Genomic DNA, 24,619 nt, shown 5'->3' on the forward strand with positions numbered 1-24,619 from the left:
GTTTTGTCTTTCCGGGTAGAAAATCAACCAGGTTTGTACCACTTTAGGATGACAATAAGCCTAAGGGATGATGACAATTTACTGCAATGCACAAGATTTTTTCTTAGGAATGCGTATAATCAGCGACACAGTTTCTGCCTGAGATATGAGTTGTTCTGGTGTTATTGAAGCGAGCAACGTATCTATCACGGCTAGCTAAGATAGTTTCAGACTTATCAACGAGTTATATCCTTATTTTTTGTGTTGATATATAACTGTCAGGCCACAAGCCCGCCCCTGAAATCATCTTAGCCTCCATTATTTATAATTGAATGGCGAAGTTAGTATGACCTCAAAATCTGTTGATGTGCTGCTGGTTGGTGCAGGTGCGATGAGCACCACTCTGGGGGTTCTGCTCAAGCAGCTGGATCCATCTTTGACAATCACCATGGTTGAGCGGTTAGACCATGTAGCTGAAGAAAGTACCGATGCAATGAATAACGCGGGTACTGGTCATGCAGCTTATTGTGAACTGAATTATACCTCTCAAAACGATGATGGCAGTATCAATACCGACAAGGCATTTGCTATTAACGCCGCGTTTGAAACCAGCTTGCAGTTCTGGTCCTATCTGGTAGAGCAGGGACACCTTCCCGAGCCACATAACTTTATCAATAATGTACCGCATCAGAGTTTTGTGATGGGTGAAGAGAATGTGGCATTTCTGCGTCGGCGGTTTGAAATACTGAGTGCGACACCGCAGTTTTCTGAGATGGAATACTCCGAAGATCCGGACGTGCTGCGTCAGTGGATGCCACTGATCATGAATAACCGGGATATCACAGAACCGGTTGCCGCGACCCGTGTACGGTATGGTTCCGATGTTAACTTTGGTGCTTTAGCCCGCAACATGGTCAGGTATCTGGAACAGCAGGAAGGGTTTGATCTGCAGCTGAGTCACTCTGTTGAAGATCTGTCTCAGTACAGCGATGGTGACTGGCGGGTTGAGCTCAAAAATGGTCATACTGGCGAAAAAGAGCATATCCGCACAAAGTTCCTCTTTTTTGGTGCCGGTGGTGGGGCTTTACCCTTGCTACAGATGTCTGGTATTCCCGAAGGAGATGGATACGGCGGTTTTCCTGTCAGCGGTCAGTGGTTGGTGTGCAAGAAGCCGGAGATCGTTGAACAGCATATGGCTAAGGTCTATGGACAGGCACCGATCGGTGCGCCTCCGATGTCAGTTCCCCATCTCGATAGTCGTATTATTGATGGCAAGCGCGCATTACTGTTTGGTCCCTTCGCTGGCTTTACCACTAAGTTCCTGAAGAAAGGCTCGGCGCTGGATATGCCGTTGAGTATGCGGCTTAACAACCTGAAACCGATTATGCAGGTGGGGGCCAAAAATATGGACCTGACCCGTTATCTGATCAGTGAGGTGATGCAGTCTCACTCAGACCGGGTTGACTCCCTGCGCCGTTTTTACCCGGAAGCGAAAGATGAAGACTGGGAACTCTCCTATGCGGGGCAGCGGGTTCAGATCATTAAGAAGAATGAGAAAGGTCAGGGTAAGCTGGAGTTTGGCACAGAGGTTATCTCCTCTGCAGATAAACGACTGGCTGCACTGCTGGGGGCATCTCCCGGCGCTTCTACGGCAACGCCAACAATGATCAATGTGATTGAGCGCTGTTTCCCTGAGCGGCTGGCCACGCCAGAGTGGCAGGCTAAGATGAAACAGATGGTGCCTTCATACGGACAGTCATTGATAGAGGATGGTCAATTACTGCGGTCAGTGCGTAAGCGGACTCTCTCCACGCTGAACCTTGATCGCGACTATCAGGCCTGACCGCTGTCTTTAAAAATCAAAACCACTCTTCGGAGTGGTTTTTTTAGGTTCATCGCGGTATCGTGGGAAAAATGAGGTGGACAGACAGAGAAGAAGGTAAATTGGTAGTCGCCAAACACACCAAGCCTTCAACTCTGCTGTCACTATGCATACTATTCTGTTCGACTCTTTCTGGCCAGGTTTTCAACCCAGCACTTACACTTCGCTCGATGACCATTCTCTGATTATTCACCTGGAACCTTGCCCGAAGACGACTCCCCGTTGCAGCCGGTGTCACCAGCCAAGCCCCCTTATTCATGATCGGCGTATCCGCAAAATTCGTGATCGTGACCTGTTCGATAAGCGTGTCGAACTGCACCTGCTGGTCCGGCGTGTTGATTGCCTTAACTGTGGTCGTGTCAGCGAGCATATCGATTGGCTACGGCCTGGCGCAAGGCTGACACTGCGGATGATCGCCTGGGTTGAAACGCTGCTGCCACTACTGCCGATCAGTCACATCAGTCAACTCACAGGGCTGCACTGGCATACGATTAAAACCCTTGATAAGCGGCGCTTGGAGGCCTCTGTTGGTGGCTTTGATCCGGGCGATGTTCGTCGCTTGGTCATGGATGAATTTGCGCTTCATAAGGGGCACCGATATGCCACCGTCATCATGGATGCCGAACGTACTCGAGTGCTCTGGGTGGGTGAAGGTAATAGCCGAAAGGCTATCCGCCCATTCTTCGAGCAGCTGGGCGAGCGCTGCCAGCAGATTGAAGCGGTTGCTATGGATATGAATACCGCCTTTGACTCTGAAGTCAGCCAGCACTGTCCGCAAGCCGAAGTTGTGTTCGATCTGTTTCATGTAGTGGCCTTGTATGGGCGCAAGGTGATGGATCGCATACGAGTCGACCAGGCCAATGCGTTAAAGGCAGACAAACCCGCCCGACAGGTGATCAAGCAGAGTCGTTGGTTGTTGCTGAGAAATAAGGAAAACCTGAAGGAAGAGCAAAGCGTTCGGTTGCAGGAGATCCTTGATGCGAACCAGTCACTGGCGACCGTCTACGTGCTCAAAGACGCCTTGAAAGAGGTTTGGTATGCGCCATCGGTGTGGGAGGCGGGGTGTCGCTGGATAGCGTGGTTAAGGTATGCCAAAGAAAGCGGCTTGGAGCCATTACAGCGCTTTGCCCATAATCTAAAACGATACACGCGAGGCATCCTCGCCAGCGCAAAGTTTCCGATGCACACCAGCCTGCTGGAAGGGGTGAACAACAAGATTAAGGTGATCAAGCGCATGGCATATGGTTACCGGGACAAGGCTTACTTCTTCCTCAAAATCAAGGCAGCCTTCCCCGGTAAAGTGCGATGAACCTTTTTTTATGCCGCTATTTAACTTTAGGGTTTTATTTATTAGAGATATCTAATATATTCTGTTGCTTCAATGGGGGCATACTGTAATGGAGAAATTTATGAAAGGAACGATACTGGCTGCCGGGTTGTTAAGCTGCATTATCGCACTGACAACGGTTGCTGCCGAAAAACCTGAAAAAGCATCGGCGCAGACCACACTTGATCTGTATGCAACGCCCTCTGAGACCTGGGATGTGCTGCAAAAGGATAGTTCAGCGATTCTGGTGGATGTGCGTGATCCGGTTGAGGTGATGTTTACCGGCTTTGCCACCCCAACCCGTATTCATGTGCCTCTGATGATTGCCAATCCAAAAGGCTGGAACGATAAGAAAAGCAGTTGGGCGATGGAAAAAAATCCTGCGTTTAACACCCAGTTGACCGACAAGCTTAATCAGCTCGGTGCTAACAAGGATACGCCTATCTTTATGATGTGCCGCTCCGGCTCCCGTAGCGCTTCTGCCGTTAATCTGCTTGCCGCCCAGGGATATAACAATGTCTGGTCAGTGGTAAATGGCTTTGAAGGGGGGGCGTTGAAAGAGGGGGATTCCAAAGGGGTTCGTGCGGTTAATGGCTGGCGTAATTCCGGTCTTCCCTGGAGCTATAAGGTCGACCCTGCGGTTGCCTGGCACCCTGCCGAATAAATAAATGGAATTAAGGATTTGATCGAAATGAGAAAAATTGTGATATCTGCGGTACTGGCCGCAACTCTGGTCGCTCCGATCATGGCTTCTGCAACAGAAACCGTGGATAAAGTGCTGATCACCCTGACCAGTGCAGAACAGCAAACCCGGGGCATGGCGATGGTGCTGGGTAACATGATGCAGGCAAAAGGCGCTAAAGTCAGTGTGCTGTTGTGTGATAGTGCGGGTGATATGGCCCTTAAAGAGTATAAATCCGAGCCATTAAAGCCTAAGAATGTTACCCCAGAGCAACTGCTGCAGAAGCTGATCTCAGGTGGCGCTAAAGTCGATGTATGCGCGCTCTATCTGCCCAATAAAGGTGTTGGGATGGAGGCTTTACTGGACGGAGTGGGTGCCGCTAAACCGCCGGTGATGGCCGACGCATTAATGGACTCTGATACCCGGGTGTTTAATTTCTGAATCGGCTGATGCCTCGTATGGCCAAAGCGCACTGTCTACTCTGCAGTGCGCTTTTTTATTGCTCCAGGCATCGTCGACAGGTGTTTTACTCTCTATACTGAGAGGATGAAAACCCTGCCATTATTTCCACTGCCTGTGGTTCTGTTTCCCGGAACTTTATTGCCGCTACAGATCTTTGAACTGCGTTATCGTCGCATGGTTAAAGAGTGTCTTGCCCGTCAGGAACCGCTGGTTATTCTTCAGGCCCGACATCCCTCCACTCCGGATATCGATTTTTATACTACGGGTACAACGGGGAGCATCCTCGATTGGCAGCCGCTGCCGAACCAGATGATCGGTATTGAGTTGCAGGGAGAGCAGAGGGTCCGGGTTGCTGCAATAAAGAAAGAGAGTGACGGACTGTTGCTGGGGGAGGTGGAGTATCTTTGCTCCGCTGATCCGGTCGACTTAGCACCGCAATCGATCAGGTTGTCGGAGATTATCGCTCATCTTGCAGAGCATCCTCTGTTATCATTCAGTCCGGCCCGGGTGAGTGCTGAAACTGCTGATGCTTTCAGCTACCAGTTAGCAGCGATGCTGCCTTTTTCAGGCGCCGACAAGCAGCGGTTACTGGAACTCGATGATCCTGTGGCACGACTGGAATCGATTTATACTCTTCTCAAGGAATACTGATGCTCGATCTGATTCAAACGGCGCTGGTGAGTCGTAGTCCGCTACTGGAAACCCTGCATGCGGAAAACAGCGACTGCTATCGATTGTTTCATGGTATTAATGAGGGGATTCCCGGCCTGACAGTTGATCGCTACGGTCCGCAGTTACTGATTCAGACCTTTCATGAGCCGGTCACAGAGGAACAGTGCGAACAGATTCACCGTGCGGTAGAAAGCTTTCTTGGTTGCACGCTTGAGCGGGTGTACAACGACCGCAGCTCAGCGAACTCGCGCCGCAGCGATGATTTTCGTGTTGATGACTGGCAGGGGGTTGCCCATGAACTGGGTATCAGCTACCGGATAAAGGGAAAGCACGAAGGCCAGGACCCTCTGCTATTTCTCGATATGCGCGTGGGTCGTCGCTGGATACAGAAGAATGCTGCCGGGAAGTCTGTTTTAAATCTGTTCTCTTATACCTGCGGGGTCGGCGTGGTTGCCGCTGTGGCTGGAGCCAGTCGCGTATTGAATGTGGACTTCTCAACCCGCTCGCTGGATATCGGTCGGGAGAATGCCCGGCTTAACAACCTAAGCGATCAGCAGATCGATTTTTTTCAGAGTGACTTCTTTACCGCTGCGAAACAGCTGGCAGGTATTCCGGTTAAGCAGAGAGTAGGGCGGGGGCGAAAACCTAAACCGTTTCCACGGATTCAGCAGGAAAAATTTGATCTGGTATTTCTGGATCCGCCTCGCTGGGCGAAAAGTACATTTGGTACTGTGGATCTGATCCGCGATTATCCCAGTGTGCTGAAACCGGCATTGCTGGCAACGAAACCAGGCGGTCAACTGGTGTGTGCCAATAATGTTGCCAGTGTTGATTATGACGAGTGGCTGGACATCGTTCAGCGTTGTGCTGTTAAAGCCGGTTGTCCCATAAAGCAGGTTACCCGGTTAACCCCGGAAAGTGACTTTCCCTCTCCGGATGGCAGATTTCCCCTGAAACTGGTGGTGTTACAACTCTGAATTTACCCGTTTGCTGTAACGGGCCAGTAACTGATGCAGATGATCATCGATCTGTCCGTTAGCTGTTTCCCGGTCAGCTGCTGAAAAGCTGTCGAGATCAATGTAGGCGCTGCAGTTGCGGCCACTGTTTTTAGCCAGATACAGGGCTTCATCGGCACGTTTGATGGAGTTTTCGATGTCGCATTGGGCGCTTAGCTGAGTAATGCCGAAGGAGGCGGTTATCTGAATATTTCCCTGTGCTGTCACAATGGGGGTATCAGCCAGTTTACGTCTCACCCGCTCAATCCCCGTTTGCGCCTCGGCGATCTCAATATCGGGTAAGACAAAAAGAAACTCCTCCCCGCCATAGCGTGCCAGCGAATCACTCTGTCGGGTAAATGAGAGTAGTACTGCGGCAACCTGAGACAGAGCGCTATCGCCGGCATCGTGTCCGTACCGATCATTGACCCGTTTAAAGTGATCGATATCAACTAAGGCGATACAGCAGCTGCGGCTGCTGTCCCGAGACATTCTGTTTTTCTCGTAGTTGAGTACAGAGTAGATGCTGCGTCTATTCATTAACCCGGTGACAGTATCAAACTGGTTAGTAGAGACAACGCTGAATTCAAACAGTGTCAGAACCTCAAGTGTAAAGGCTTCCTGCGCCTCTATCAGCGCTTTATAAAGCAGCAGGTTGACTGGTTGTTGCGATTGCAGGCCGGTCAGTAGCTGATTGGCAACGGCATGAAAATTTTTGTGCTGGATATCGAGATCAAGAAAAAACGGATGATGGAATTTCGGATTATCAAGAATCCGCTTAATCCACTGACCAAACTGGCAATGGGAATGGGAGCAGCAGCAATAGTCCTCCTCTTTAAGAACTGTTTCCTGTGACACCAGGGCAAGATTCAGGGAGTTAAACCAGCGCAGGTGCTGATGGAACACCGTGCGGATATCAGCAGACAGGCGGACAAATTCTTGCTGATCAATTTTCTCTAACAGGTCGTCTAATACTGACATGACGGCTTTCTCACGGTTTCTCTACTTTTACTATTGTTTTTCCACCAGGTTAAAGCAACGAAGAAAACTGCATGAGATCAATGATCTGATGAATTTAGCTTAATGAAGGAGGACGCTGACATATTGCGGCAACTTTTTCTCTATCGTTGATGGACAACCAACCCTAACAGATGCGAACAGCTCATTCTATCGTCCTTACGGTGTGGCTCTGAGCGTACATCCTTGCTCTAAAGTATGCTTTTATGGCTGGCTGTGATCAGATCCGGTGAGCTTCCAGTGTGATGCCGGTGATCCGGGGGCCTAACAGAACAACACGACCCCGGGCCCGGTCTTCACCGGTTGCGGTAAATTCAAACAGGTAGGAGCGCCAGATTCGAATCTTGCCGTTGTCATCCCGTTTCAGCCATATTCCCCGCAGATAGACACTCTGATCCAGTAATTGAAGGTCCAGTTCACGGCAGTGGTTGGTGGCCGCTTTGAGGGCGATCTCCTTCACTTTCAGTGACTGCCACCAGTGCAACAAAAGCAGCACAATGAGGGTTAGCCAGAACAGGTCTCCCAGATCAAGATACATCAGTTTTTCTCCCGTCCTAACCATACCGAGCCGATACCACCACTGATAACCAGTGCTGCGCCAATAACTGAGATCATATCAGGAACCTGCTGCCAGAAAAGCCAGCCCAGCAGACCGGCAAACAGCACGCCAAAATAACTGATCGGCGCAATCACAGTTGCTTTAGCATAGCTGTAGGCTTTGGTGTAAAGCCACATGGTGCACCAGATCGACAGACTGATGCCGATCATCAGTGGCACACTGGCGAGTGGAACCGGTTGCCAACTGGCTAATGCCAGCGGCAGAGAGAAGAGTGCTGAGAGTGCGAAATAGTAGAACAGAATACGACTGGTGGGTTCTGAGAGGGCCAGAACCCGGGTGGTGACAATGGAAACCGCTAGCAGCAGGCAGGAGGCCACTGCGGCCAGATGCCAGGGATTTAACCGGCTGCCATCGGGTTTGAGCACCAGTGCAATACCCAGAAAACCGATCACAATGGGCAACCAGTTTAGTAGTGGCATCCGGTATTTAAGCCACATCAGCACCAGCAAAGGCACCATCAGGGGGGCGGCATTGCGCAGCAGTGAAGCTTCGCCCAGGGGAATATTATTCAGCGCCAGATAGTAGGTGTAGAAGCAGAGCCAGCCGGAGAGCCCCCGTATCAGATGCAACCAGGGCTTTTCGGTTTTGAGGACCCGCAACCCTTTCCGCCCCAGCCAGGGCAGCATCATCAGGGTGCAGATACCGTACTGAACCAGTACGATCTGTTCGATTGAGACAAAACCGGCGGTATATTTAGTGGCGGCAGCAGCCAGGCTCATTAACAGCGTCGTTGCCATTGCCAGGGCCGCGCCGCGAATAAGATTGGAATATTGTTGGGGCAAGGTTGTCTATCCTGTTGCTTTAATTACAATAGCTTATTACATCTACTTCCCGGGAATATCCATGGAATTGCTGATCGGCTTTGTTGAAACAAACTGGGTTAACGTTGTTGCACTCATCTGGTTTCTTGCCTGTTTCAAGGGTTACAACACCTACACCCGGCGCAGAGCCAGAGATACCCACTGTCTCGCCAGTGTGATGCATAACTATCGCCTGGAGTGGATGAACCGGATGCTTCACCGTGAAGTGCGTATCGCCGATGCTGCGGCGATTACCAATCTGGAGCGTAGCGTATCATTTTTTGCCTCATCAACCATGCTTATTTTGGCCGGCCTGATGACCGTACTTGGGTCTACAGAGAAAGCGATCGATGTGGTTGGGGATCTGCCGTTTGTCAATCACGCGACCAAGGCGGAGTGGGAGCTGAAACTGCTGGTGCTGATAGGATTGTTTATCTACGCATTTTTCAAGTTTACCTGGAGTCTGCGTCAGTATGGTTTTACCTCGGTGATGATGGGCGGTGCGCCACAACCGGATCAGGCAAGCGAATCAGAGTTGAAAGCCCATGCGAACCGATTGGCTGTCATGAGTTCGATGGCCGCTAATAACTTTAACCTGGGACTGCGCACCTACTATTTCAGCCTCTCTGTTCTGGCCTGGTTTATCAATCCCTGGTTGTTTATGCTGATGGTTACCGGCGTGGTCTTTATTCTCTATCGCCGGGAGTTTAACTCCAGTACCCTGCGCCAACTGGTGATCAGCCGGATGGAATAATTTGTCGCGCTTTTCCTGTCAGGCCCCTTGAAATGGAAGGGGCTGTCCCCATCTTTAGTGTCAACGATTTTCGTTTTAACAGTAAATCTTTGTCACAATAAGATTGGGAATTGATAGATGAGCACAGAAACTCAGCAGGAAACTCTTGGCTTTCAAACCGAAGTGAAGCAACTGCTTCACCTGATGATTCATTCTCTGTATTCAAATAAAGAGATCTTTCTTCGGGAACTGATCTCCAACGCTTCCGATGCCGCGGATAAACTGCGGTTTGAAGCACTGTCTAATGACGACCTCTATGAGGGTGATGGTGATCTGCGTATTCGCATCGAGTTTGATGAGAAAGCAAAAACGATCACCATCGATGACAACGGTATCGGTATGACCCGTCAGGATGTCATAGAGCATCTGGGGACTATCGCAAAATCCGGCACCTCACAGTTCCTCTCTCAGCTGAGTGGCGATCAGAAAAAAGATTCGCAGCTGATTGGCCAGTTCGGGGTTGGCTTCTACTCTGCATTTATCGTCGCAAAAGAGGTGGAAGTGATTACCCGCCGTGCCGGCCAGCCGGCGTCTGAAGGGGTTCACTGGGTGTCTCAGGGTGAGGGTGAGTTCACCGTTGGGAACGTTGAAAAAGCACAACGTGGTACCACCATTATTCTGCACCTGAAAGATGAAGAACTGGAGTTCGCAAATAGCTTCCGTCTGCGTGGTCTGGTGCGTAAGTATTCTGATCATATCTCTCTGCCGGTGATTATGCAGAAAGAAGCGGCTCCGGTGGAAGAGGGTGAAGAGCCAGCGGCACCAGAAGATGAAACCGTCAATGCTGCGACCGCGCTCTGGACCCGCTCTAAGAGCGATATCAGTGATGACGAATATAAAGAGTTCTATAAGCATGTTTCTCATGACTTCCAGGACCCACTGAAATGGAGTCATAACCGGGTTGAGGGTAAGCTGGATTACACCAGTCTGCTTTATGTTCCGGCTCATGCTCCCTATGATCTGTGGAATCGTGATACGCCGCGTGGCCTGAAACTTTACGTGCAGCGTGTGTTTATCATGGATGAGGCAGATCAGTTCCTGCCGATGTATCTGCGCTTTATGAAGGGGGTTGTTGACACCAGTGACCTGTCACTGAACGTTTCCCGCGAGATTCTGCAGAAAGATCCTGTAGTCGATAAACTGAAAACTCAGTTGACTAAGCGTGCCCTGGATATGCTGGGTAAACTGGCTAAGAATGATCCTGAACAGTACGCTAAGTTCTGGGCTGAATTTGGTGAAGTGCTGAAAGAGGGACCCGCGGAAGATCACGCCAACAAAGAAACCATCCTTAAGCTGCTTCGTTTTGCTTCTACGCATAACAACTCCTCTGATCAGAGCGTTGCCCTGGAAGACTATGTTTCCCGCATGCAGGAAGGTCAGGAGAAGATCTACTACGCCGTGGCTGAAAACTACAACACTGCGAAGAACAGTCCTCACCTCGAGATCTTCCGCAAGAAGGGTATCGAAGTGTTGCTGATGTCTGACCGTGTTGATGAGTGGCTGATGAGCCAGCTGTTCGACTTCGACGGTAAGTCCTTCCAGGATGTCAGTAAAGGTGAACTGGATCTGGGTGAAACCGAGAACGAAGAGGAGAAGAAAGCTCACGAGGAGACCGCCAAAGAGCTGGAAGGCCTGGTTGAGCGTCTGAAGAACAGCCTTGATGCTCAGGTCAGTGAAGTGCGCATCACCCATCGTCTGACAGACTCTCCAGCCTGTGTGGTGCTGGGCGCTTATGATATGGGTATGCAGATGCGCAAGATCATGGAAGCCGCAGGTCAGGCCGTGCCGGAAAGCAAGCCTATCTTTGAGATCAACCCCGAGCACCCGCTGATCAGCAAGCTGGATCACGAAGCCGATGAAGACCGCTTCGGTGAGCTGGCACTGGTGGTATTTGAGCAGGCGCAACTGGCCGCCGGTGGGCAGCTGGATGATCCGGCCGCTTATGTGGGACGTCTCAATAAGCTGCTGCTGAATCTGATCAGCTAACTCTATATGTTGTTACTAAAGGCGACCACTGGTCGCCTTTTTTATGTCTGTTACACTGATATAATTGGTCGATTACGCATTAGCAACTGATGCGCCAGAACAATAAGTATATACAGGGCGTAAGGCCTTGTCGGGATCTGAAATGAGTGATGATATTGCTAATCTGCGAAAATTTGTGGCCCCTGAAATCGTCTTTGGGGCGGGGGCCAGAAAAACAGTCGCCAACTTTGCCCGCTCGTTTGGCGCCCGAAAAATTCTGCTGGTCTCCGATCCGGGTGTTGAGGCTGCCGGCTGGGTTACAGAGGTTGCCCAGGACCTGCAGATGGGCGGTTTCGAGTATGAACTGTTTACCGACGTATCCCCCAATCCCCGTTCCGAAGAGGTGATGAAAGGCGCGCAGATCTACACCCAGCATGGCTGTAACCTGATCGTCGCCGTGGGTGGTGGCAGCCCGATGGATTGTGCTAAAGGGATCGGTATCGTAGCGACTCACAATCGCCACATTCTGGAGTTTGAAGGGGTGGATACCATTGAGATGGCAATCCCTCCACTGATCTTTATCCCCACCACTGCCGGGACTTCGGCAGATGTCTCGCAGTTTGCCATTATTAATGATCAGCAGGAGAGAATGAAAATCTCCATTGTCAGTAAAGCGGTGGTCCCGGATGTTTCCCTGATCGATCCGGAAACAACCGTCACTATGGACCCTTTTCTGACCGCCTGTACCGGGGTGGATGCGCTGGTACATGCGATCGAGGCGTTTGTCTCAACCGGTTCAGGCCCGCTGACCGATATGCACGCGCTGGATGCGATTAAACTGGTAAATGATAATCTGGTAGCGCTGGTGAAAGACCCGACCGACCTGAAACTGAGGGAGCAGGTGATGCTGGGGAGCATGAAAGCGGGGCTGGCGTTTTCTAATGCGATTCTCGGGGCGGTGCATGCTATGTCACACAGTCTGGGAGGCTTTCTCGATCTGCCCCACGGGATGTGCAACGCGATGCTGCTGGAACATGTGATCAGTTTTAACTTTAAATCGGCGGAAGATAAGTTTCGTGTGGTGGCTGAAACCATGGGGATCGACACCCGGGGGATGAGTAATCTGATGGTGCATAAACGTCTGCAGGATCGGGTGATACAGCTCAAGCGTGATGTGGGATTAGTGGAGGGGCTGGCCTCCCGGGGCGTTAATCTCAGCGATATACCGACACTCTCTGCCAAGGCGATTAAGGACCCCTGTATTCTGACCAATCCACGCAGGTCCAGTAAGCGGGATGTCGAGGTGGTCTATGAAGAAGCGCTCTGAGGTTGAGCACTCTTCCAGCGATAAACTCACGATAGAACGGTTGATGGGGCTGGGTGGACAGTCAGCCCGTAAAAGTCACTATCCTGAACTGGTTGCCAAACTTGAAGAGTTGGAAGAGGAGCGGAATCGGTATAAATCGATCTTTGAGCATGCCCAGCATGGCATTTTTCAGGCCCGGCTGGACAGTGGCCTGGTCGCGGCGAATCCGGCACTGGCGAGGATTTGCGGCTATACCGACCCGCAGCAGCTGTGCCGACGGGTTGAGTCATTTGCCTCAGGCTTGCTGTTTGATCCTCATGAATACCCGCTTCTGCTGGGGAAACTCAAGCTTTACGGCAAGCTGTTCGGCTATGAAACCCGGTTGTTACGTCAGGATGGCAGTGCCGTTGATGTATCGTTAAATGTGCTGTTAAAAGACGATGGCCAGGGCAGCCTGATGGAAGCCTTTGTTGCCGATATTACTGAGCGCAAGAAAGCTCAGGATAAACTCAAGAAACTGAATGAAGAGCTGGAACAGCGGGTTGAAGACCGCACCCGGGAGCTGGTTTCTCTGAATCAGCAACTGGTCAGCGAGATCAATGAACGCAGCAGTATAGAGCAGGCGCTTAAAGAGGCGCGGGATGCTGCAGAACAGGCGAATAAGAGTAAAGATAAATATCTGGCGGCCGCCAGTCACGATCTGTTGCAGCCGCTGAATGCCGCCCGGTTATTGGTGTCCACCCTGCAGGAGCGGGAGCTGGCTGAAGAGAATAATCATCTGGTTGAGCGGATCCATATGGCGCTGGAGGGGGCGGAGGAGCTGCTGAGTGATCTTCTGGATATCTCCCGTCTGGATCAGAACGCGGTGCAACCTGATCTGACCAGTATCCCTCTGGATTATCTGTTCCGGATGTTGCAGGTGGAGTTTCAGCCGGTGGCCGAACAGCGCTCTGTTTCGTTGCGGGTGCTGAGTAGTGGTCTCAATATTTACAGTGATACCCGGCTATTGATGCGGGTGCTGCGCAATTTTCTCAGCAATGCGTTTCGCTATACCCCGGCGGGCCGGGTTGTGCTGGGGGCACGTCGTCGGGGAGATCATCTTGAACTGCAGGTGTGGGATACCGGTCCGGGTATTGCGGAAGATAAGCTCGAAGATATCTTCAGAGAGTTTCAGCAGATCGATCATCACTATCAGACCGGCCGCAAAGGGGTCGGTCTGGGGCTGGCGATTGTTGAACGGATTGCCGGAATGCTCGATCACCCGATCAGAGTCAGCTCCACGCCGGGTAAGGGCACCATGTTCAGTGTTTCGGTACCGATCAGTAGTGAACCGGTGCAGCCGATCCTGCAACCACAACAGATGCCGCAGCAGGATCTTAGTGGTCGAACAGTTCTTGTGATCGATAATGAACAGGATATTCTGGTCAGCATGCAGGCGCTGCTGGAGCAGTGGCACTGCGAGGTTTGTATGGCTATTGACCCGGCAGAAGCGATTGAAAACTATCTCAGTAAAGGGGTAAAACCGCAGCTGATTCTGGCCGATTATCATCTGAATAATGATGCCACCGGTGTTGAAGCGATTGATCAGGTGCGGCGCTATGCCGGTTATGATATTCCCGCTGCTATTATCACCGCTGACCGCTCTCCGGAAGGGCGTAAGCTCTTTCGTGAGCGGCAGTTGCCAGTGCTGAATAAGCCGGTTAAGCCGGGAAAACTGCGGGCGTTGATCAGCCACCTGCTACAGCCCCCTCAACAGGTTGCGGAGTAATGTATTGATGGATCGTGAGCAGCTGGAGCGGTGTCACGAGGCACTGATTAAACTGAAACAGGAGCTGAGCGAAGAGATAGCCAGTCTGGAACAGAGTGCCAGGCCTGTGCAACTGGATCAGCAGGCGGTTGGCCGGGTTTCCCGGGGGGATGCGATGCAACAACAGAGTATGGCGCTGGCCAATCTTGAACAGTGTCGTCAGCGGATGCAGGAAGTGATGCATGCAGAACAGCGTTTCAGCGAGGCTGAGTATGGTTACTGCGAACATTGCGATAGTGTGATCAGTCTGCCGCGCCTGTTGGCCCGTCCAGAAAGTCGGTTCTGTCTCAGCTGCCAGTCAGCAGTGGAGCGCACTCAATGATCGCTTTGCACTTGTCCTATCCGCAGAGTAAGCTGGATTGCAGATGTTGAACAAGTGCTTTTAATAATCAGTGATACAGCCGATGGCCTCGAAAAAATCAAAGGATATTGCTGAAACCCCTGAACTGGCCGATGAAGCCTGGGTCAGTGTTATCCAGAAAATGGATGAAACCTATGCTGACCTGGTGCATTACCAGGTTGAGATAGAGCGGAAAAACCTCGAACTGGAGCAGACCCAGGGGTTTCTCGACAGTGTCCAGAGCGCCATGAACGACGTGCTGATCGTGTGCGATAAACAGGGCGTTATTCAGCAGGTTAACAGTGCTCTGGAGCAACTGACCGGTGAACAGGCCGACCGTCTGATAGGTAAACCCTTCGTCGAGCTGGTTGCCCAGCCTTATCAGAGCAAAATCACCGCTATTCAGAATCAGTTACGGCTTACACCGGTGCGGGACTGTGAAGTGGAACTGATGGGGCATGAGGGGAGTGTACCCCTGGCCATGAACTGCAGTCCCCGTAAAGATAAACGGGGCCGGATGGCGGGTATGGTGATGGTTGGCCGTCCGCTGGGGGAACTGCAGAAAGCCTATAAAGAGCTGAACAAAACCCATGCAGAGCTTAAGTTGGCACAGGAGCGCCTGATTCAGTCAGAAAAGATGGCATCCCTGGGTCGCCTGGTGGCCGGTGTTGCCCACGAGCTGAATAACCCGATCAGTTTTGTCTACGGCAATATGCATGCCTTGCGCCGATACACCGAAAAACTGGTGACCTACTTTAATGCGGTGGGTGAAAACAGCAGCAGAGAAGAGTTGCGGGCACTGCGGGAAAATCTGCGTCTCGACCGAGCGATTCAGGATCTTAATTCGCTGGTCGCCGGCACTATGGAAGGCGCGGACCGGGTGCGGGATATTGTCCGTGATCTGCGCCAGTTCTCCTCCTGTCAGGAAGCGGAGAAAACCCTGTTCGATTTTAATCACGTGATTAAAACGGCGTTGCACTGGATTATCAAAGAGAGCAACCGACCGGTGCAGGTCGATCTTAATCTTCCGCCTCAGTTGATGGCACTGGGGCATTCCGGGCAGATACACCAGGTGATTGTCAATCTGATTCAGAACGCCGTCGATGCGATGCAACAGCAACCCCAGGCGCGGCTTGAGCTCAGTGCAGGTGAAACCGCTGAACGGGTGTGGTTCACCATACTCGATAATGGTCCGGGTCTGCCAGAGGAGCACTTGTCCCGTGTATTTGATCCGTTCTTTACCACCAAGCCAGTGGGTGAGGGAACCGGTCTCGGCCTCTCCATCAGCTATGGCATTGTCACCGAGCATGGCGGCAAATTATCACTGCATAATTATCCTTCCGGGGGCGTGATGGTAAGGTTGGAACTGCCTAAGCAAGTGCCGTTAACCGCACATCAGGAGGATAGAAATGGCTAATCTACTCTGGCTACAGTCCGGTGGATGTGGCGGTTGCAGCATGTCTCTGTTGAATGCTGAATCGCCGGATCTGATGACCACCCTTGATGCTGCCGGAATCCGTTTGCTGTGGCACCCCTCCCTCAGTGAGGAGAGTGGATCGGAAGTGATTGCGATATTGCAGCAGGTGATTGATGGAGCGATTCCGCTGGATATCCTCTGTATAGAGGGGTCGATGTTGATGGGACCGATGGGCACGGGCCGTTTTCACCTGATGGGAGGCACCGGTGTGCCAATGATCAACTGGGTACGGCAACTGGCAGAAAAAGCGCAATATACCGTTGCCGTCGGCAGTTGTGCGGCTTATGGTGGCATCAGTGCCGCCGGTGATAACGTTACCGAAGCGACCGGTCTGCAGTTTGATGGGGACCTGAGTGGTGGTTTGCTGGGGGCCGATTACCGTTCCGCCAGTGGTGACAAAGTGATCAATGTCGCCGGATGCCCCACCCATCCAAACTGGGTGACTGAGACACTGCTACAGATCGCCCTTGATGAATTTGATCCAGGGCAGGTGGACAATCTGGGACGTCCCCGAAGCTATGCAGATCATCTGGTTCACCATGGCTGCACCCGCAATGAGTATTACGAATATAAGGCCAGTGCCGAACAGCCTGGGCAGCAGGGTTGTATGATGGAGAATATGGGGTGCCTTGGCACTCAGGCGCATGCGGATTGCAATATCCGTCCCTGGAATGGCGAAGGCTCGTGCACCAGTGGAGGGTACGCCTGCATTAACTGCACCGCCCCTGAGTTTGAAGAGCCATCTTACGCGTTCACCAAAACCCGTAAAATTGCCGGTATTCCGGTGGGCCTGCCCACCGATATGCCGAAAGCCTGGTTTGTCGCACTGGCATCACTCTCCAAAGCGGCAACCCCGGAGCGACTGAAAACTAACGCTGTCTCTGAGCGGATCATCTATCCCCCCAGTAAGCAGAAACATGAAAAACAGTAACTGTAGTAAGCTGAGCTGATGAGTCGAATTCTGGTAGGCCCGTTTAACCGGGTGGAAGGGGATCTTGAAATTACACTGGATATCGCTGATGGCCGGGTTGAAAGTGCAAAGGTTAACTCGACCATGTATCGCGGTTTTGAACAGATATTACAGGGCAAAAACCCGCTCGATGCGCTGGTTTATACGCCCAGGATCTGTGGTATCTGTTCGGTCAGTCAGTCGGTGGCCTGTGCCTATGCACTGGCTGATGCGATGCAGATGGGGATGCCGCGCAATGGTGAACTCTGCACCAATCTGATCCTTGCCAATGAAAATATGGCAGACCTTTTAACTCATTTCTATCTCTTCTTTATGCCGGATTTTGCCCGGCCCGTGTATGCTGCCCAACCCTGGTATGAAACCGTGGCGCGACGTTATCGTGCGGCGAGCGGGGAGGCGGCCCGGGAGATGCTGCCAGCCCGGGCAGAGTTTCTGCACCTGATGGGGTTGTTGGCTGGCAAGTGGCCCCATAGTCTGAGTATTCAGCCGGGTGGCAGCGCCAAACCGGTAGAAGCCCATGACCGGTTGAAAATGCTGGCAATACTGGCCGGTTTTCGCCGGTTTCTGGAACGCCGCCTGTTTGGCGACACACTGGAAACCATCGTTCAGTTGACCTCAGCCGCTGAGTTGTCGCAGTGGGCGGCCCAGAAACCCTGGCAAAGTTCTGATCTGAGAACCTTTCTGCACCTGTCTCAACAGCTGCAACTGGATCAGTTGGGAGCCACGACCGTGCCGTTTATGAGTTACGGCAACTATCCGCTGGAGGGGGAGCGACTGTTCCGTCCCGGTGTTATCGATGCCCAGGGGACGCGAACACCGCTGGATAGCAACCAGATTACTGAAGACCTTTCTCATGCCTGGCTGACAGGGCAGGACAGGCCTCAGCACCCAGAGTTGGGCGTGACTCAGCCCTCTCTGGAGAATCAACAGGGCTACAGCTGGTGTAAAGCCCCGCGGCTGGATGGACAGGTGATGGAAACCGGTGCCCTGGCCCGTCAACTGAACAATGGACACCCTCTGATGATGGACCTGGCTGCCCGTAGCGGCGCTAATGTCCATAACCGGATACTGGCAAGATTATTGGAGCTGGCTATAGTGGTACCGCAGATGGAACGCTGGGCGCGACAGATCGATCCCTCAGAGCGGTTTTGTTTGCACAGTGCGATGCCTGATAGCGCCATCGGTGTTGGTATGGTCGAAGCCGCCCGGGGCAGTCTGGGACACTGGCTCAGTGTTGAGAAGGGGCGAATCAGTAATTACCAGATTATCGCACCGACTACCTGGAACTTCTCCCCCCGGGATAGTCAGGGGATTCCAGGCGCCCTCGAACAGGCGTTGCAGGGTACCCAGGTGATGGAGGGTGAGAAAGACCCGGTGTCGGTACAGCATATTGTCCGCTCATTCGATCCATGTATGGTGTGTACGGTGCATTAACGCCTTTAACGTTCATCCTACCATTCCCTGGCTTTGTAGCTGCTGACAAAACCCTTTGGCAATAGGATCAAACTTCTGGACAAGTGAGTTGATATCAGTGGTATTAACGGTCTTAGATAATATGGCTTTCATCTGAGTATTTGCAGTCACCGACGGCTTCGCTTATTCTTGGTTTATGGGGTTAGCTTCCTATGGATATGGTGTATCTATAGCGTGTGAATAGTTTAAACTACATTCCCCGTTGCATCAGTCACCAAGTATGGACTACCAAGATGCGGTATCTCTTCTTTAGGAGCAATATCTGAAACACTGAGGTATATCGCAGTCACTTCACTTTAATCACGACTGCTAGGTTGCCGCCTGGTCTACTACAGCAGCGCATCACCCTGCCAGGTAGTGAATTCAAACTCTGTACCTTGCCACTTTAACATCTATCTTAAGCTTTCTGCCCACATGGTCATTATTCAGGAGCGCAAGGCAGAAGCTACGGGCTATTGTTTCAAAGGCCTCAACCAGCAGCGCGACATCTGTAGTCGGTATTATATCGACTGTCTTGGATAAAGTGCTTTTCGTCAATATGCCATCTCATCAACTGGCTGATTTATTTTGAATTATGTTCTTCTATGAGTGCGGGCTTATCTTGGATCTCTGTTTCTTCGCTTTCAAATAAGGGTTTTCCATATACATATTCATAAATATTGCTTAGCGTCGCAAAGCCCAAATCTTGTAATAATACAACAATAAAAATGAAGTAAGCGATTACGGCCACGACAAGAAACATGATGCCAGCGAGGAAGTTAAAACCACATAGAATAGATGCTATAGCGAATATGCCAGCTCCATGGCCTATCAGATTGGATAGTACTGCCAACCTGAATTGAAATTTTGGAGTGGTATCTAGTGTTTCATCTTCTTTAGGAAGAAGGATAAGGGATAGGACTAGAGCAGGAATTGCTATACCAATGAATATTGATGCGAACGATTGATAGCCTGTAATTTGATCTTTGGATAATAGATCAAGCAACAGTAGGAGGAGAAAGCCTATATGGGCTTGGGCTGCTTTAGCGTCTGTATAGTGCTGGGTATTAATAGCCATGCGTTTTCCTTAACGTAGTTGAGATTGGGCGTGTAGATTGCCCGAGATCAGCGGAGAAGGGAATAGGGGCTTGTACCCATTGTGGAGTGCCAGAAGCAACAAAAGCTCCCACGGAAGCTTTTTTAGTCGTAGTGGTCGTTTCTAAGCACGTGAGGTTTGCTGCTTATAAGTTTTTCGGATCTCCTCACCTTCTTTTGCGGTAGGAATATCGGTAAATGATATATTTACCTGTTTTCCAATAATTTGAGCTGCTGCTGCTAAAGTTTTTAAGCTAAGGCTTGTGTTAGCAGGATCCAGCAATCTATCAACTTGAGATCGACTGCTGTGCATTTCTATGGCAAAACGGGCTTTTGTGAGCTGAGTTTCTGCAAGTGCTTGCTGTATCTCCCAAGCAATTACACGTTTCATTGCTTCTGCAGTACATTCCTCGAGAATATCTTCTTCTTCGAGAAAATCATCAAACCCACTTCCAAGGTATTGATTAGTCATATAATTCTCTCATTCTACTAACGATGCACATCATCGCGACGGTTTTTTGCTAAATCTAGGTCGGGCTTAGGTGTTTTCTGACTCTTCTTGATGAACCCATGTAAAAGAACCATTACCTCTTGGTATACAGTGAAAAGGACTCTCGCAATACGAGAGTCAGATATATCACTCCTTACTTCCCAGAGGTCTTTGTCCATTTTGGTAACCAGGGGCTTTCCTTTAGGCCATCCAAACTCGACTTCTTTTATATCCTTTCCGATTGCTGACTTATCTTCTTTTTTTTGGTCTTTAAGCCAGTCTCTAACAGGCTCATTACCAATTTCAGTTTTAAAAAAGACAGCTTGGATAATTTTCTTAGGTTTATCTTCCATGGGTGTAGTGTACCAAAAATGGAACGTTTTGCAAGTTTGTCAAATGGGAAAAGTTGTTTCAGGCGTCTTATTGTTACGAAGCATATACATGGAAAGCTAGTCCAAATATAAGTCCTTTCACTATGTATCCCTCATGTTTAAATTTATGTCGGTGTCCAGGTAGAGGACTGCCAGCGTAGGCTCGGCTATATAATCCATATTATACGGGCTGAGTTTTCGGAAAACTCAAAGCTAAGTTATTGAGTTTAATAAGCATAAAAAGACAGTTTTGATGTGCTTTTTATACCCAAAATTAAGACTTAACTAATTGAAAAGTAAAAGCAATACTGAGTTATAAAACCATGTACGGTGCATTAACGCCTTTCAGACTATCATCGCGTCGACCCGGCTTTGACTCTGCCTGTGGGCGCGGGTGACAACCTGGCCAACATAGATCAGCGCCGGGGCCTCAATCTGGTTAGCGGTGATCGCACTAGCCATCTGCTTAAGGGTTGTTTCGATGGCGCGTTGCTCGTTATGGGTGCCATTTTCGACGATCAGGACCGGATAGTTTTCCGCTAACCCCGCTTTAATCAGCTCAGAGCTGATCATCGCAGCTTTCGAAACGCCCATATAGAACACCAGGGTTTCATCGGTTCTCGCCAGGTGGCTCCAGTCGATCTCGTGGTGCTGGCTGAACTGCGCTGTTATCAGTCTCAGGCGGGTTGATAGTCCCCGTTCAGTCAGCGGGAAACCCAGGCTGGCTGCGCAACCGGAGGCGGCGGTGATACCGGGAACGATGCTGTAGGGGATGTTTTCGCACCGTAGTGCATCAAGTTCCTCTCCAAGCCGGCCAAAAACCAGAGGGTCGCCCCCTTTAAGGCGCACCACATGTTTGCCTTTTATCGCTTGTCGCACCAGTATGGAGCATATTTCCGCCTGGCTGGCACTGTGATTGCCCATTCGCTTACCCACATAGATCAACTCAGGGTGGCCCGTTATGCCTGCCAGTAACTCCTGACTGACCAGCGCATCATAGACGATGACGTCGGCTTCATTGATGAGTCGCCAGGCTTTCAGCGTCAACAGTTCAGGGTCGCCGGGGCCCGCGCCAACCAGGTCTACCCGCCCCATTGGTGCAGGTTTAAGCGGGCTGTGAAGCCTCAATGCGCTGCCGCTTAAACGGCCTCTGTTGCCGATCCACTCGCGCAGGTAGCGCATAAAATCCAGACTTATCATGAGTGCTCACTCCCGTTTTCGATGAACAAAAAAAGCCCAAAGCTCGTATGAGCTTTGGGCTTCGTTACCCGACGAAAACAATATCGTCATCTTATTTGTTGTTAATCAGTAATAAAGCAAAGAGTATGCCTGATCTGTTTAATCTGTGCTTCAGGAGGATGGCACTGTAATTGCTGTAGTTAGTTCAGAAACATAACATTGAATGCTTAACTGTCAGGTAACCTTCTGAACTTATGAAACAAACCGCTGTTTCCCCCGAATCATTTTTTCTGGCTGCAAAACAGTCCGAGATCAATACCATTACTGAACTCAAATCGATGCTCAGATGGGTCACGCTGATCTGTGAGTTTATTCATCAGCTGCAGCGGGAACGGGGGCTCTCAAACCGGTTGTTAGCCGGGGGCGGAGAAAAAACCAGACCGCAGATGATGGCACAGCTGGCGCAGACTGACCATGCTCGCAAAGCGATGAATGAGGGGCTGGTGGGGGTTTATCAAACCGCCATAGAGTGCACCGTGAGTGCGAAACTGCTCAACCTGATCGCTTCCGCTTTGCTGGCCCTGGAAGGATTACAAGCGCTGCGCGCAGATATAGAAAAGTCACGGATGCAACCGGTTGATGCTACGGCCTGCTATAGTCGCCTGATCGAAAACCTGTTGCTGATTGTTTTCGAGGTGGCTGATCATGCCACCGATCCGGAAGTAACCCAGGGGTTGAGTACGCTGTTTCATCTGATACAGGGGAAGGAGCTGGTGGGTCAGGAGCGTGCCTGGACCGTTGTGGGGTTTGCCAGAGGCAGTTTTTCAAGCCGGTTATGTGAGCGGCTTGAGCGGGTGAAACAGCAGCAGGTCGAAATTTTCAGTGGCTTCCAGCAAACCGCCAGCGCTGAGTTAAACACCGCCCTGTCTCAGCTTGAAAGCAGCGCTCTGATTGCTGATTTCAAACAGCTGAGAACCCTCAGAGACCGATTGCAGGATGGCCAGCAGGTGAATCCTGAGCTCGCTGATACCTGGTATGAAAAAGCCACACTCTATATTGATGAACTGCATGGGCTTGAAATTCAGGCAACCGAACAGATTCTGACACTCTGCGATAACCGGGTCGATCTGGCAAAACGTAACCGCTCAGCAGCGCAGGATCAGATTGCGGAGTTGACCAGCATCAACCTGAACAGGGATGAAGTCATCGGGCGGGGGTTGTTAAACGCAGCGAATCCTTCGCATCCGATTCAATCGTTGATTTTAGAACAACGCAAACAGATTCTCGATCTGACATCGGATCTGCAACGGGCTAAAGAGGCGCTGGAAGCGAGAAAACTGGTTGAGCGAGCCAAGTCGATCCTCAAAGATAATATGAATCTGGATGAAGAGGCAGCCTACCGTACACTGCAAAAGAGTGCCATGGATCAGAAGCTGCCGATTCAGCAGGTGGCACTGGCAATCATCGAAGCCTATAAGCGATCAACCTATCGCTGATCTGATTCTTCCAGACAGAAGGGGGTTAACGTACCCCCAACGCCTGCATCAGAAAGATCACCCCACACCCGACAGCGATCATCACCAGATTGTAAGGCAACTGGTTGCGGATGATTTCACTGTCTGTCGCATGAAAGCGGGACTTCATTATAAAGTTCAGGCCACTGAAAGTGCTGCCGGACATCGCCAGTGCGGTCCCCAGGATATAGCTGATCGCCATCAGGTTCGGCGTGGTTGTGATATCGGCCAGTAAACCCGCGAAGATCGCGACCAGTGCCAACTGATGGATACCCAGATAGGCCAGACCCACGATCATCATCAGCACCAGAGAAGCAACCCCGGCATTGGTTTCAGTGAACGGCAGGCTGATCAGGCCTACCCCGATACAGGCTTTTACCCCCGCAGCGAGTACCCCGGCCGCCATAAACAGGCTGATCTCAGCCCGGCTTTCTGAGAGCTTTCCGGTAATATGCTGTGACACTTTCTCCGCTGATCTGGCAATACCTGTTCGCAACGTCAGCAAGCCGACAGGGACAATAATGGAGAGCAGAGATACCAGAAACACCGTGGGCAGTTGAGGCTGTTGCCAACTGAGTAGCAGAATCATCCCGATCAGGGCAAAAGGCATGGCCAGTGTTTCCCGTTTTAGGGGGTATCCCGCATAGCTTTGCAACGCAGTGGTTGCCCGGAGACGGGCTTCCAGTGTACTGAGGAACAGGCCGGTCGCCGCGATGGCGATAGAGAAAGGGTAGATCTGTGACAGTTCAACACCGGGTACCTGCTCCAGCACCAGGGGTAATAAGCTGAGGAAGGGTGACCAGAGCACCGCCATGCCGAAACCCCGACTGAGCACCAGTTGAGAGAGCTGATCAATCCCTTTATCGTTTTTAATCTGATCACCCACCACGATCACCGATGAAAAGTTAGCCACCGATGAGAAGAGGTGCATGCCCAGCAGGGTGGTAATAAAGCTGCGGCTACCCGGTTTGCTGACATCGCAGCCTATCTGACTGGCCATCCCGATAAAACTGATGGCCGTCAGCAGCATGGCCAGCTTCAGGTGTTCACCGAACAGCGCTGGCAGCGTGATGGTTGAACCCTGGCTCCAGGCGAGTATTGCGGCAGCTACTCCGGCGGTAAACAGGATAAGGATCTGCTTACGCTGTTTCGGTTTCAGCCGTGGAGACTCAATCGCAACATAGAGCCATGCCAGCAGGGTCGTTGCCCCGGTCAGCCCCAGGGGAACGACGATATTCAACAGTGTCAGCAGACACATCGTGATAACAATAAGGCCTGCAACACGGGCGCCAGGCCAGCGATTGCTGAGGTTTGCGCTAATACTATTGATTGACATGTTAAAGCCTGTAAATAAATACTGGAAATTACTTAATATATTAAGTATATTGTCTGCATATGTTAGCTTTTACCTGTCGCTGGGTAAAT

At 51.1% G+C, this 24,619-nt stretch carries 23 protein-coding genes; 15 read left to right on the plus strand and 8 right to left on the minus strand.

Features of this window, described 5'->3' with window-relative positions; all coding sequences use genetic code 11:
• The first annotated feature begins 325 nt into the window (after nucleotides 1-325).
• The 6 genes from mqo (at nucleotide 326) to OCU43_RS08210 (ending at nucleotide 5,981) form a co-directional block, all read left to right on the plus strand.
• On the plus strand, nucleotides 326-1,822 hold the full coding sequence (gene mqo / locus OCU43_RS08185; protein ID WP_091353279.1) for a malate dehydrogenase (quinone): 1,497 nt from the start codon (nucleotides 326-328) through the stop codon (nucleotides 1,820-1,822).
• Nucleotides 1,823-1,967: 145 nt separating this feature from the next.
• Complete coding sequence (locus OCU43_RS08190) at nucleotides 1,968-3,170, plus strand: ISL3 family transposase (RefSeq protein ID WP_091353283.1); 1,203 nt, start codon at nucleotides 1,968-1,970, stop codon at nucleotides 3,168-3,170.
• Between the two features lie 100 nt (nucleotides 3,171-3,270).
• Nucleotides 3,271-3,852, plus strand: coding sequence for a rhodanese-like domain-containing protein (locus OCU43_RS08195; RefSeq protein ID WP_091353936.1), 582 nt, complete (start codon nucleotides 3,271-3,273; stop codon nucleotides 3,850-3,852).
• Nucleotides 3,853-3,879: 27 nt separating this feature from the next.
• Complete coding sequence (locus OCU43_RS08200; protein WP_091353286.1) at nucleotides 3,880-4,311, plus strand: DsrE family protein; 432 nt, start codon at nucleotides 3,880-3,882, stop codon at nucleotides 4,309-4,311.
• A gap of 105 nt (nucleotides 4,312-4,416) precedes the next feature.
• The gene (locus OCU43_RS08205) at nucleotides 4,417-4,983 is read left to right on the plus strand and encodes an LON peptidase substrate-binding domain-containing protein (RefSeq protein WP_091353288.1); all 567 of its coding nucleotides are present in this window, start codon (nucleotides 4,417-4,419) and stop codon (nucleotides 4,981-4,983) included.
• On the plus strand, nucleotides 4,983-5,981 hold the full coding sequence (locus OCU43_RS08210; protein WP_091353291.1) for a class I SAM-dependent rRNA methyltransferase: 999 nt from the start codon (nucleotides 4,983-4,985) through the stop codon (nucleotides 5,979-5,981). The genes OCU43_RS08205 and OCU43_RS08210 overlap by 1 nt, the downstream gene beginning before the upstream one ends.
• On the opposite strand, the gene OCU43_RS08215 is transcribed toward OCU43_RS08210, so the two are convergent.
• From OCU43_RS08215 to OCU43_RS08225, 3 genes are all read right to left on the minus strand, one after another.
• Entirely contained in the window at nucleotides 5,970-6,980 is a 1,011-nt protein-coding gene (locus tag OCU43_RS08215; protein WP_091353292.1) for a diguanylate cyclase, read from the minus strand. The two genes, OCU43_RS08210 and OCU43_RS08215, sit on opposite strands and share 12 nt — an antisense overlap.
• A 256-nt stretch (nucleotides 6,981-7,236) precedes the next feature.
• On the minus strand, nucleotides 7,237-7,554 hold the full coding sequence (locus tag OCU43_RS08220) for a DUF3301 domain-containing protein (RefSeq protein ID WP_091353295.1): 318 nt from the start codon (nucleotides 7,552-7,554) through the stop codon (nucleotides 7,237-7,239).
• The gene (locus tag OCU43_RS08225) at nucleotides 7,554-8,417 is read right to left on the minus strand and encodes a DMT family transporter (protein ID WP_091353298.1); all 864 of its coding nucleotides are present in this window, start codon (nucleotides 8,415-8,417) and stop codon (nucleotides 7,554-7,556) included. The genes OCU43_RS08220 and OCU43_RS08225 overlap by 1 nt, the downstream gene beginning before the upstream one ends.
• Before the next feature lie 61 nt (nucleotides 8,418-8,478).
• Between OCU43_RS08225 and OCU43_RS08230 the strand changes: the two genes are divergently transcribed.
• From OCU43_RS08230 to OCU43_RS08265, 8 genes are all read left to right on the plus strand, one after another.
• Nucleotides 8,479-9,189, plus strand: a complete 711-nt coding sequence (locus tag OCU43_RS08230; protein ID WP_217647372.1) for a DUF599 domain-containing protein — start codon at nucleotides 8,479-8,481, stop codon at nucleotides 9,187-9,189.
• Nucleotides 9,190-9,306: 117 nt separating this feature from the next.
• Complete coding sequence (gene htpG, locus OCU43_RS08235) at nucleotides 9,307-11,214, plus strand: molecular chaperone HtpG (RefSeq protein ID WP_091353300.1); 1,908 nt, start codon at nucleotides 9,307-9,309, stop codon at nucleotides 11,212-11,214.
• Between the two features lie 142 nt (nucleotides 11,215-11,356).
• Entirely contained in the window at nucleotides 11,357-12,520 is a 1,164-nt protein-coding gene (gene ercA / locus OCU43_RS08240; protein WP_091353302.1) for an alcohol dehydrogenase-like regulatory protein ErcA, read from the plus strand.
• On the plus strand, nucleotides 12,504-14,267 hold the full coding sequence (locus OCU43_RS08245; protein WP_091353305.1) for a PAS domain-containing hybrid sensor histidine kinase/response regulator: 1,764 nt from the start codon (nucleotides 12,504-12,506) through the stop codon (nucleotides 14,265-14,267). Before ercA ends, OCU43_RS08245 begins: the two co-directional genes overlap by 17 nt.
• Before the next feature lie 7 nt (nucleotides 14,268-14,274).
• Nucleotides 14,275-14,628, plus strand: coding sequence for a TraR/DksA family transcriptional regulator (locus OCU43_RS08250; RefSeq protein ID WP_091353308.1), 354 nt, complete (start codon nucleotides 14,275-14,277; stop codon nucleotides 14,626-14,628).
• A gap of 82 nt (nucleotides 14,629-14,710) precedes the next feature.
• Nucleotides 14,711-16,063 (plus strand): ATP-binding protein, encoded by a 1,353-nt coding sequence (locus tag OCU43_RS08255; RefSeq protein ID WP_091353941.1) that lies wholly within the window; start codon nucleotides 14,711-14,713, stop codon nucleotides 16,061-16,063.
• A complete protein-coding gene (locus OCU43_RS08260; RefSeq protein WP_091353311.1) occupies nucleotides 16,056-17,054 on the plus strand; it encodes an NADH-quinone oxidoreductase subunit B family protein in 999 nt (332 codons plus the stop codon). Before OCU43_RS08255 ends, OCU43_RS08260 begins: the two co-directional genes overlap by 8 nt.
• Before the next feature lie 18 nt (nucleotides 17,055-17,072).
• Entirely contained in the window at nucleotides 17,073-18,527 is a 1,455-nt protein-coding gene (locus OCU43_RS08265) for a nickel-dependent hydrogenase large subunit (RefSeq protein ID WP_091353313.1), read from the plus strand.
• Nucleotides 18,528-19,128: 601 nt separating this feature from the next.
• On the opposite strand, the gene OCU43_RS08270 is transcribed toward OCU43_RS08265, so the two are convergent.
• The 4 genes from OCU43_RS08270 to cobA form a co-directional block, all read right to left on the minus strand.
• Complete coding sequence (locus tag OCU43_RS08270; protein ID WP_091353316.1) at nucleotides 19,129-19,623, minus strand: hypothetical protein; 495 nt, start codon at nucleotides 19,621-19,623, stop codon at nucleotides 19,129-19,131.
• Nucleotides 19,624-19,764: 141 nt separating this feature from the next.
• Nucleotides 19,765-20,112, minus strand: coding sequence for an XRE family transcriptional regulator (locus OCU43_RS08275; RefSeq protein WP_091353319.1), 348 nt, complete (start codon nucleotides 20,110-20,112; stop codon nucleotides 19,765-19,767).
• A 17-nt stretch (nucleotides 20,113-20,129) separates the two neighbouring features.
• Nucleotides 20,130-20,483: a type II toxin-antitoxin system RelE/ParE family toxin gene (locus OCU43_RS08280; protein ID WP_091353322.1), complete on the minus strand. Its 354-nt coding sequence runs from the start codon at nucleotides 20,481-20,483 to the stop codon at nucleotides 20,130-20,132.
• Between the two features lie 363 nt (nucleotides 20,484-20,846).
• On the minus strand, nucleotides 20,847-21,701 hold the full coding sequence (cobA, locus tag OCU43_RS08285; RefSeq protein WP_091353324.1) for a uroporphyrinogen-III C-methyltransferase: 855 nt from the start codon (nucleotides 21,699-21,701) through the stop codon (nucleotides 20,847-20,849).
• Nucleotides 21,702-21,934: 233 nt separating this feature from the next.
• Here cobA and OCU43_RS08290 point away from each other — a divergent pair, with 233 nt between their 5' ends.
• Nucleotides 21,935-23,176: a nitrate regulatory protein gene (locus OCU43_RS08290; protein ID WP_091353325.1), complete on the plus strand. Its 1,242-nt coding sequence runs from the start codon at nucleotides 21,935-21,937 to the stop codon at nucleotides 23,174-23,176.
• A 25-nt stretch (nucleotides 23,177-23,201) separates the two neighbouring features.
• On the opposite strand, the gene OCU43_RS08295 is transcribed toward OCU43_RS08290, so the two are convergent.
• Complete coding sequence (locus OCU43_RS08295) at nucleotides 23,202-24,530, minus strand: hypothetical protein (RefSeq protein ID WP_091353327.1); 1,329 nt, start codon at nucleotides 24,528-24,530, stop codon at nucleotides 23,202-23,204.
• Nucleotides 24,531-24,619 lie beyond the last annotated feature (89 nt).

The organism is Amphritea atlantica (genome assembly GCF_024347255.1).
GTDB lineage: Bacteria > Pseudomonadota > Gammaproteobacteria > Pseudomonadales > Balneatricaceae > Amphritea > Amphritea atlantica.

What these genes read in the sequence shown, in the direction of transcription:
- OCU43_RS08220 (WP_091353295.1), bottom strand. Translation starts at nt 7,554, where the DNA reads ATGTATCTTGATCTGGGAGACCTGTTCTGGCTAACCCTCATTGTGCTG.
- cobA (WP_091353324.1), bottom strand. Translation starts at nt 21,701, where the DNA reads ATGATAAGTCTGGATTTTATGCGCTACCTGCGCGAGTGGATCGGCAAC.
- OCU43_RS08210 (WP_091353291.1), top strand. Translation starts at nt 4,983, where the DNA reads ATGCTCGATCTGATTCAAACGGCGCTGGTGAGTCGTAGTCCGCTACTG.
- OCU43_RS08215 (WP_091353292.1), bottom strand. Translation starts at nt 6,980, where the DNA reads ATGTCAGTATTAGACGACCTGTTAGAGAAAATTGATCAGCAAGAATTT.
- OCU43_RS08255 (WP_091353941.1), top strand. Translation starts at nt 14,711, where the DNA reads ATGGCCTCGAAAAAATCAAAGGATATTGCTGAAACCCCTGAACTGGCC.
- OCU43_RS08280 (WP_091353322.1), bottom strand. Translation starts at nt 20,483, where the DNA reads ATGGAAGATAAACCTAAGAAAATTATCCAAGCTGTCTTTTTTAAAACT.
- OCU43_RS08270 (WP_091353316.1), bottom strand. Translation starts at nt 19,623, where the DNA reads ATGGCTATTAATACCCAGCACTATACAGACGCTAAAGCAGCCCAAGCC.
- OCU43_RS08290 (WP_091353325.1), top strand. Translation starts at nt 21,935, where the DNA reads ATGAAACAAACCGCTGTTTCCCCCGAATCATTTTTTCTGGCTGCAAAA.
- ercA (WP_091353302.1), top strand. Translation starts at nt 11,357, where the DNA reads ATGAGTGATGATATTGCTAATCTGCGAAAATTTGTGGCCCCTGAAATC.
- OCU43_RS08200 (WP_091353286.1), top strand. Translation starts at nt 3,880, where the DNA reads ATGAGAAAAATTGTGATATCTGCGGTACTGGCCGCAACTCTGGTCGCT.
- OCU43_RS08265 (WP_091353313.1), top strand. Translation starts at nt 17,073, where the DNA reads ATGAGTCGAATTCTGGTAGGCCCGTTTAACCGGGTGGAAGGGGATCTT.
- OCU43_RS08230 (WP_217647372.1), top strand. Translation starts at nt 8,479, where the DNA reads ATGGAATTGCTGATCGGCTTTGTTGAAACAAACTGGGTTAACGTTGTT.
- OCU43_RS08250 (WP_091353308.1), top strand. Translation starts at nt 14,275, where the DNA reads ATGGATCGTGAGCAGCTGGAGCGGTGTCACGAGGCACTGATTAAACTG.
- OCU43_RS08195 (WP_091353936.1), top strand. Translation starts at nt 3,271, where the DNA reads ATGAAAGGAACGATACTGGCTGCCGGGTTGTTAAGCTGCATTATCGCA.
- OCU43_RS08295 (WP_091353327.1), bottom strand. Translation starts at nt 24,530, where the DNA reads ATGTCAATCAATAGTATTAGCGCAAACCTCAGCAATCGCTGGCCTGGC.
- OCU43_RS08275 (WP_091353319.1), bottom strand. Translation starts at nt 20,112, where the DNA reads ATGACTAATCAATACCTTGGAAGTGGGTTTGATGATTTTCTCGAAGAA.
- OCU43_RS08245 (WP_091353305.1), top strand. Translation starts at nt 12,504, where the DNA reads ATGAAGAAGCGCTCTGAGGTTGAGCACTCTTCCAGCGATAAACTCACG.
- htpG (WP_091353300.1), top strand. Translation starts at nt 9,307, where the DNA reads ATGAGCACAGAAACTCAGCAGGAAACTCTTGGCTTTCAAACCGAAGTG.
- OCU43_RS08260 (WP_091353311.1), top strand. Translation starts at nt 16,056, where the DNA reads ATGGCTAATCTACTCTGGCTACAGTCCGGTGGATGTGGCGGTTGCAGC.
- OCU43_RS08190 (WP_091353283.1), top strand. Translation starts at nt 1,968, where the DNA reads ATGCATACTATTCTGTTCGACTCTTTCTGGCCAGGTTTTCAACCCAGC.
- mqo (WP_091353279.1), top strand. Translation starts at nt 326, where the DNA reads ATGACCTCAAAATCTGTTGATGTGCTGCTGGTTGGTGCAGGTGCGATG.
- OCU43_RS08205 (WP_091353288.1), top strand. Translation starts at nt 4,417, where the DNA reads ATGAAAACCCTGCCATTATTTCCACTGCCTGTGGTTCTGTTTCCCGGA.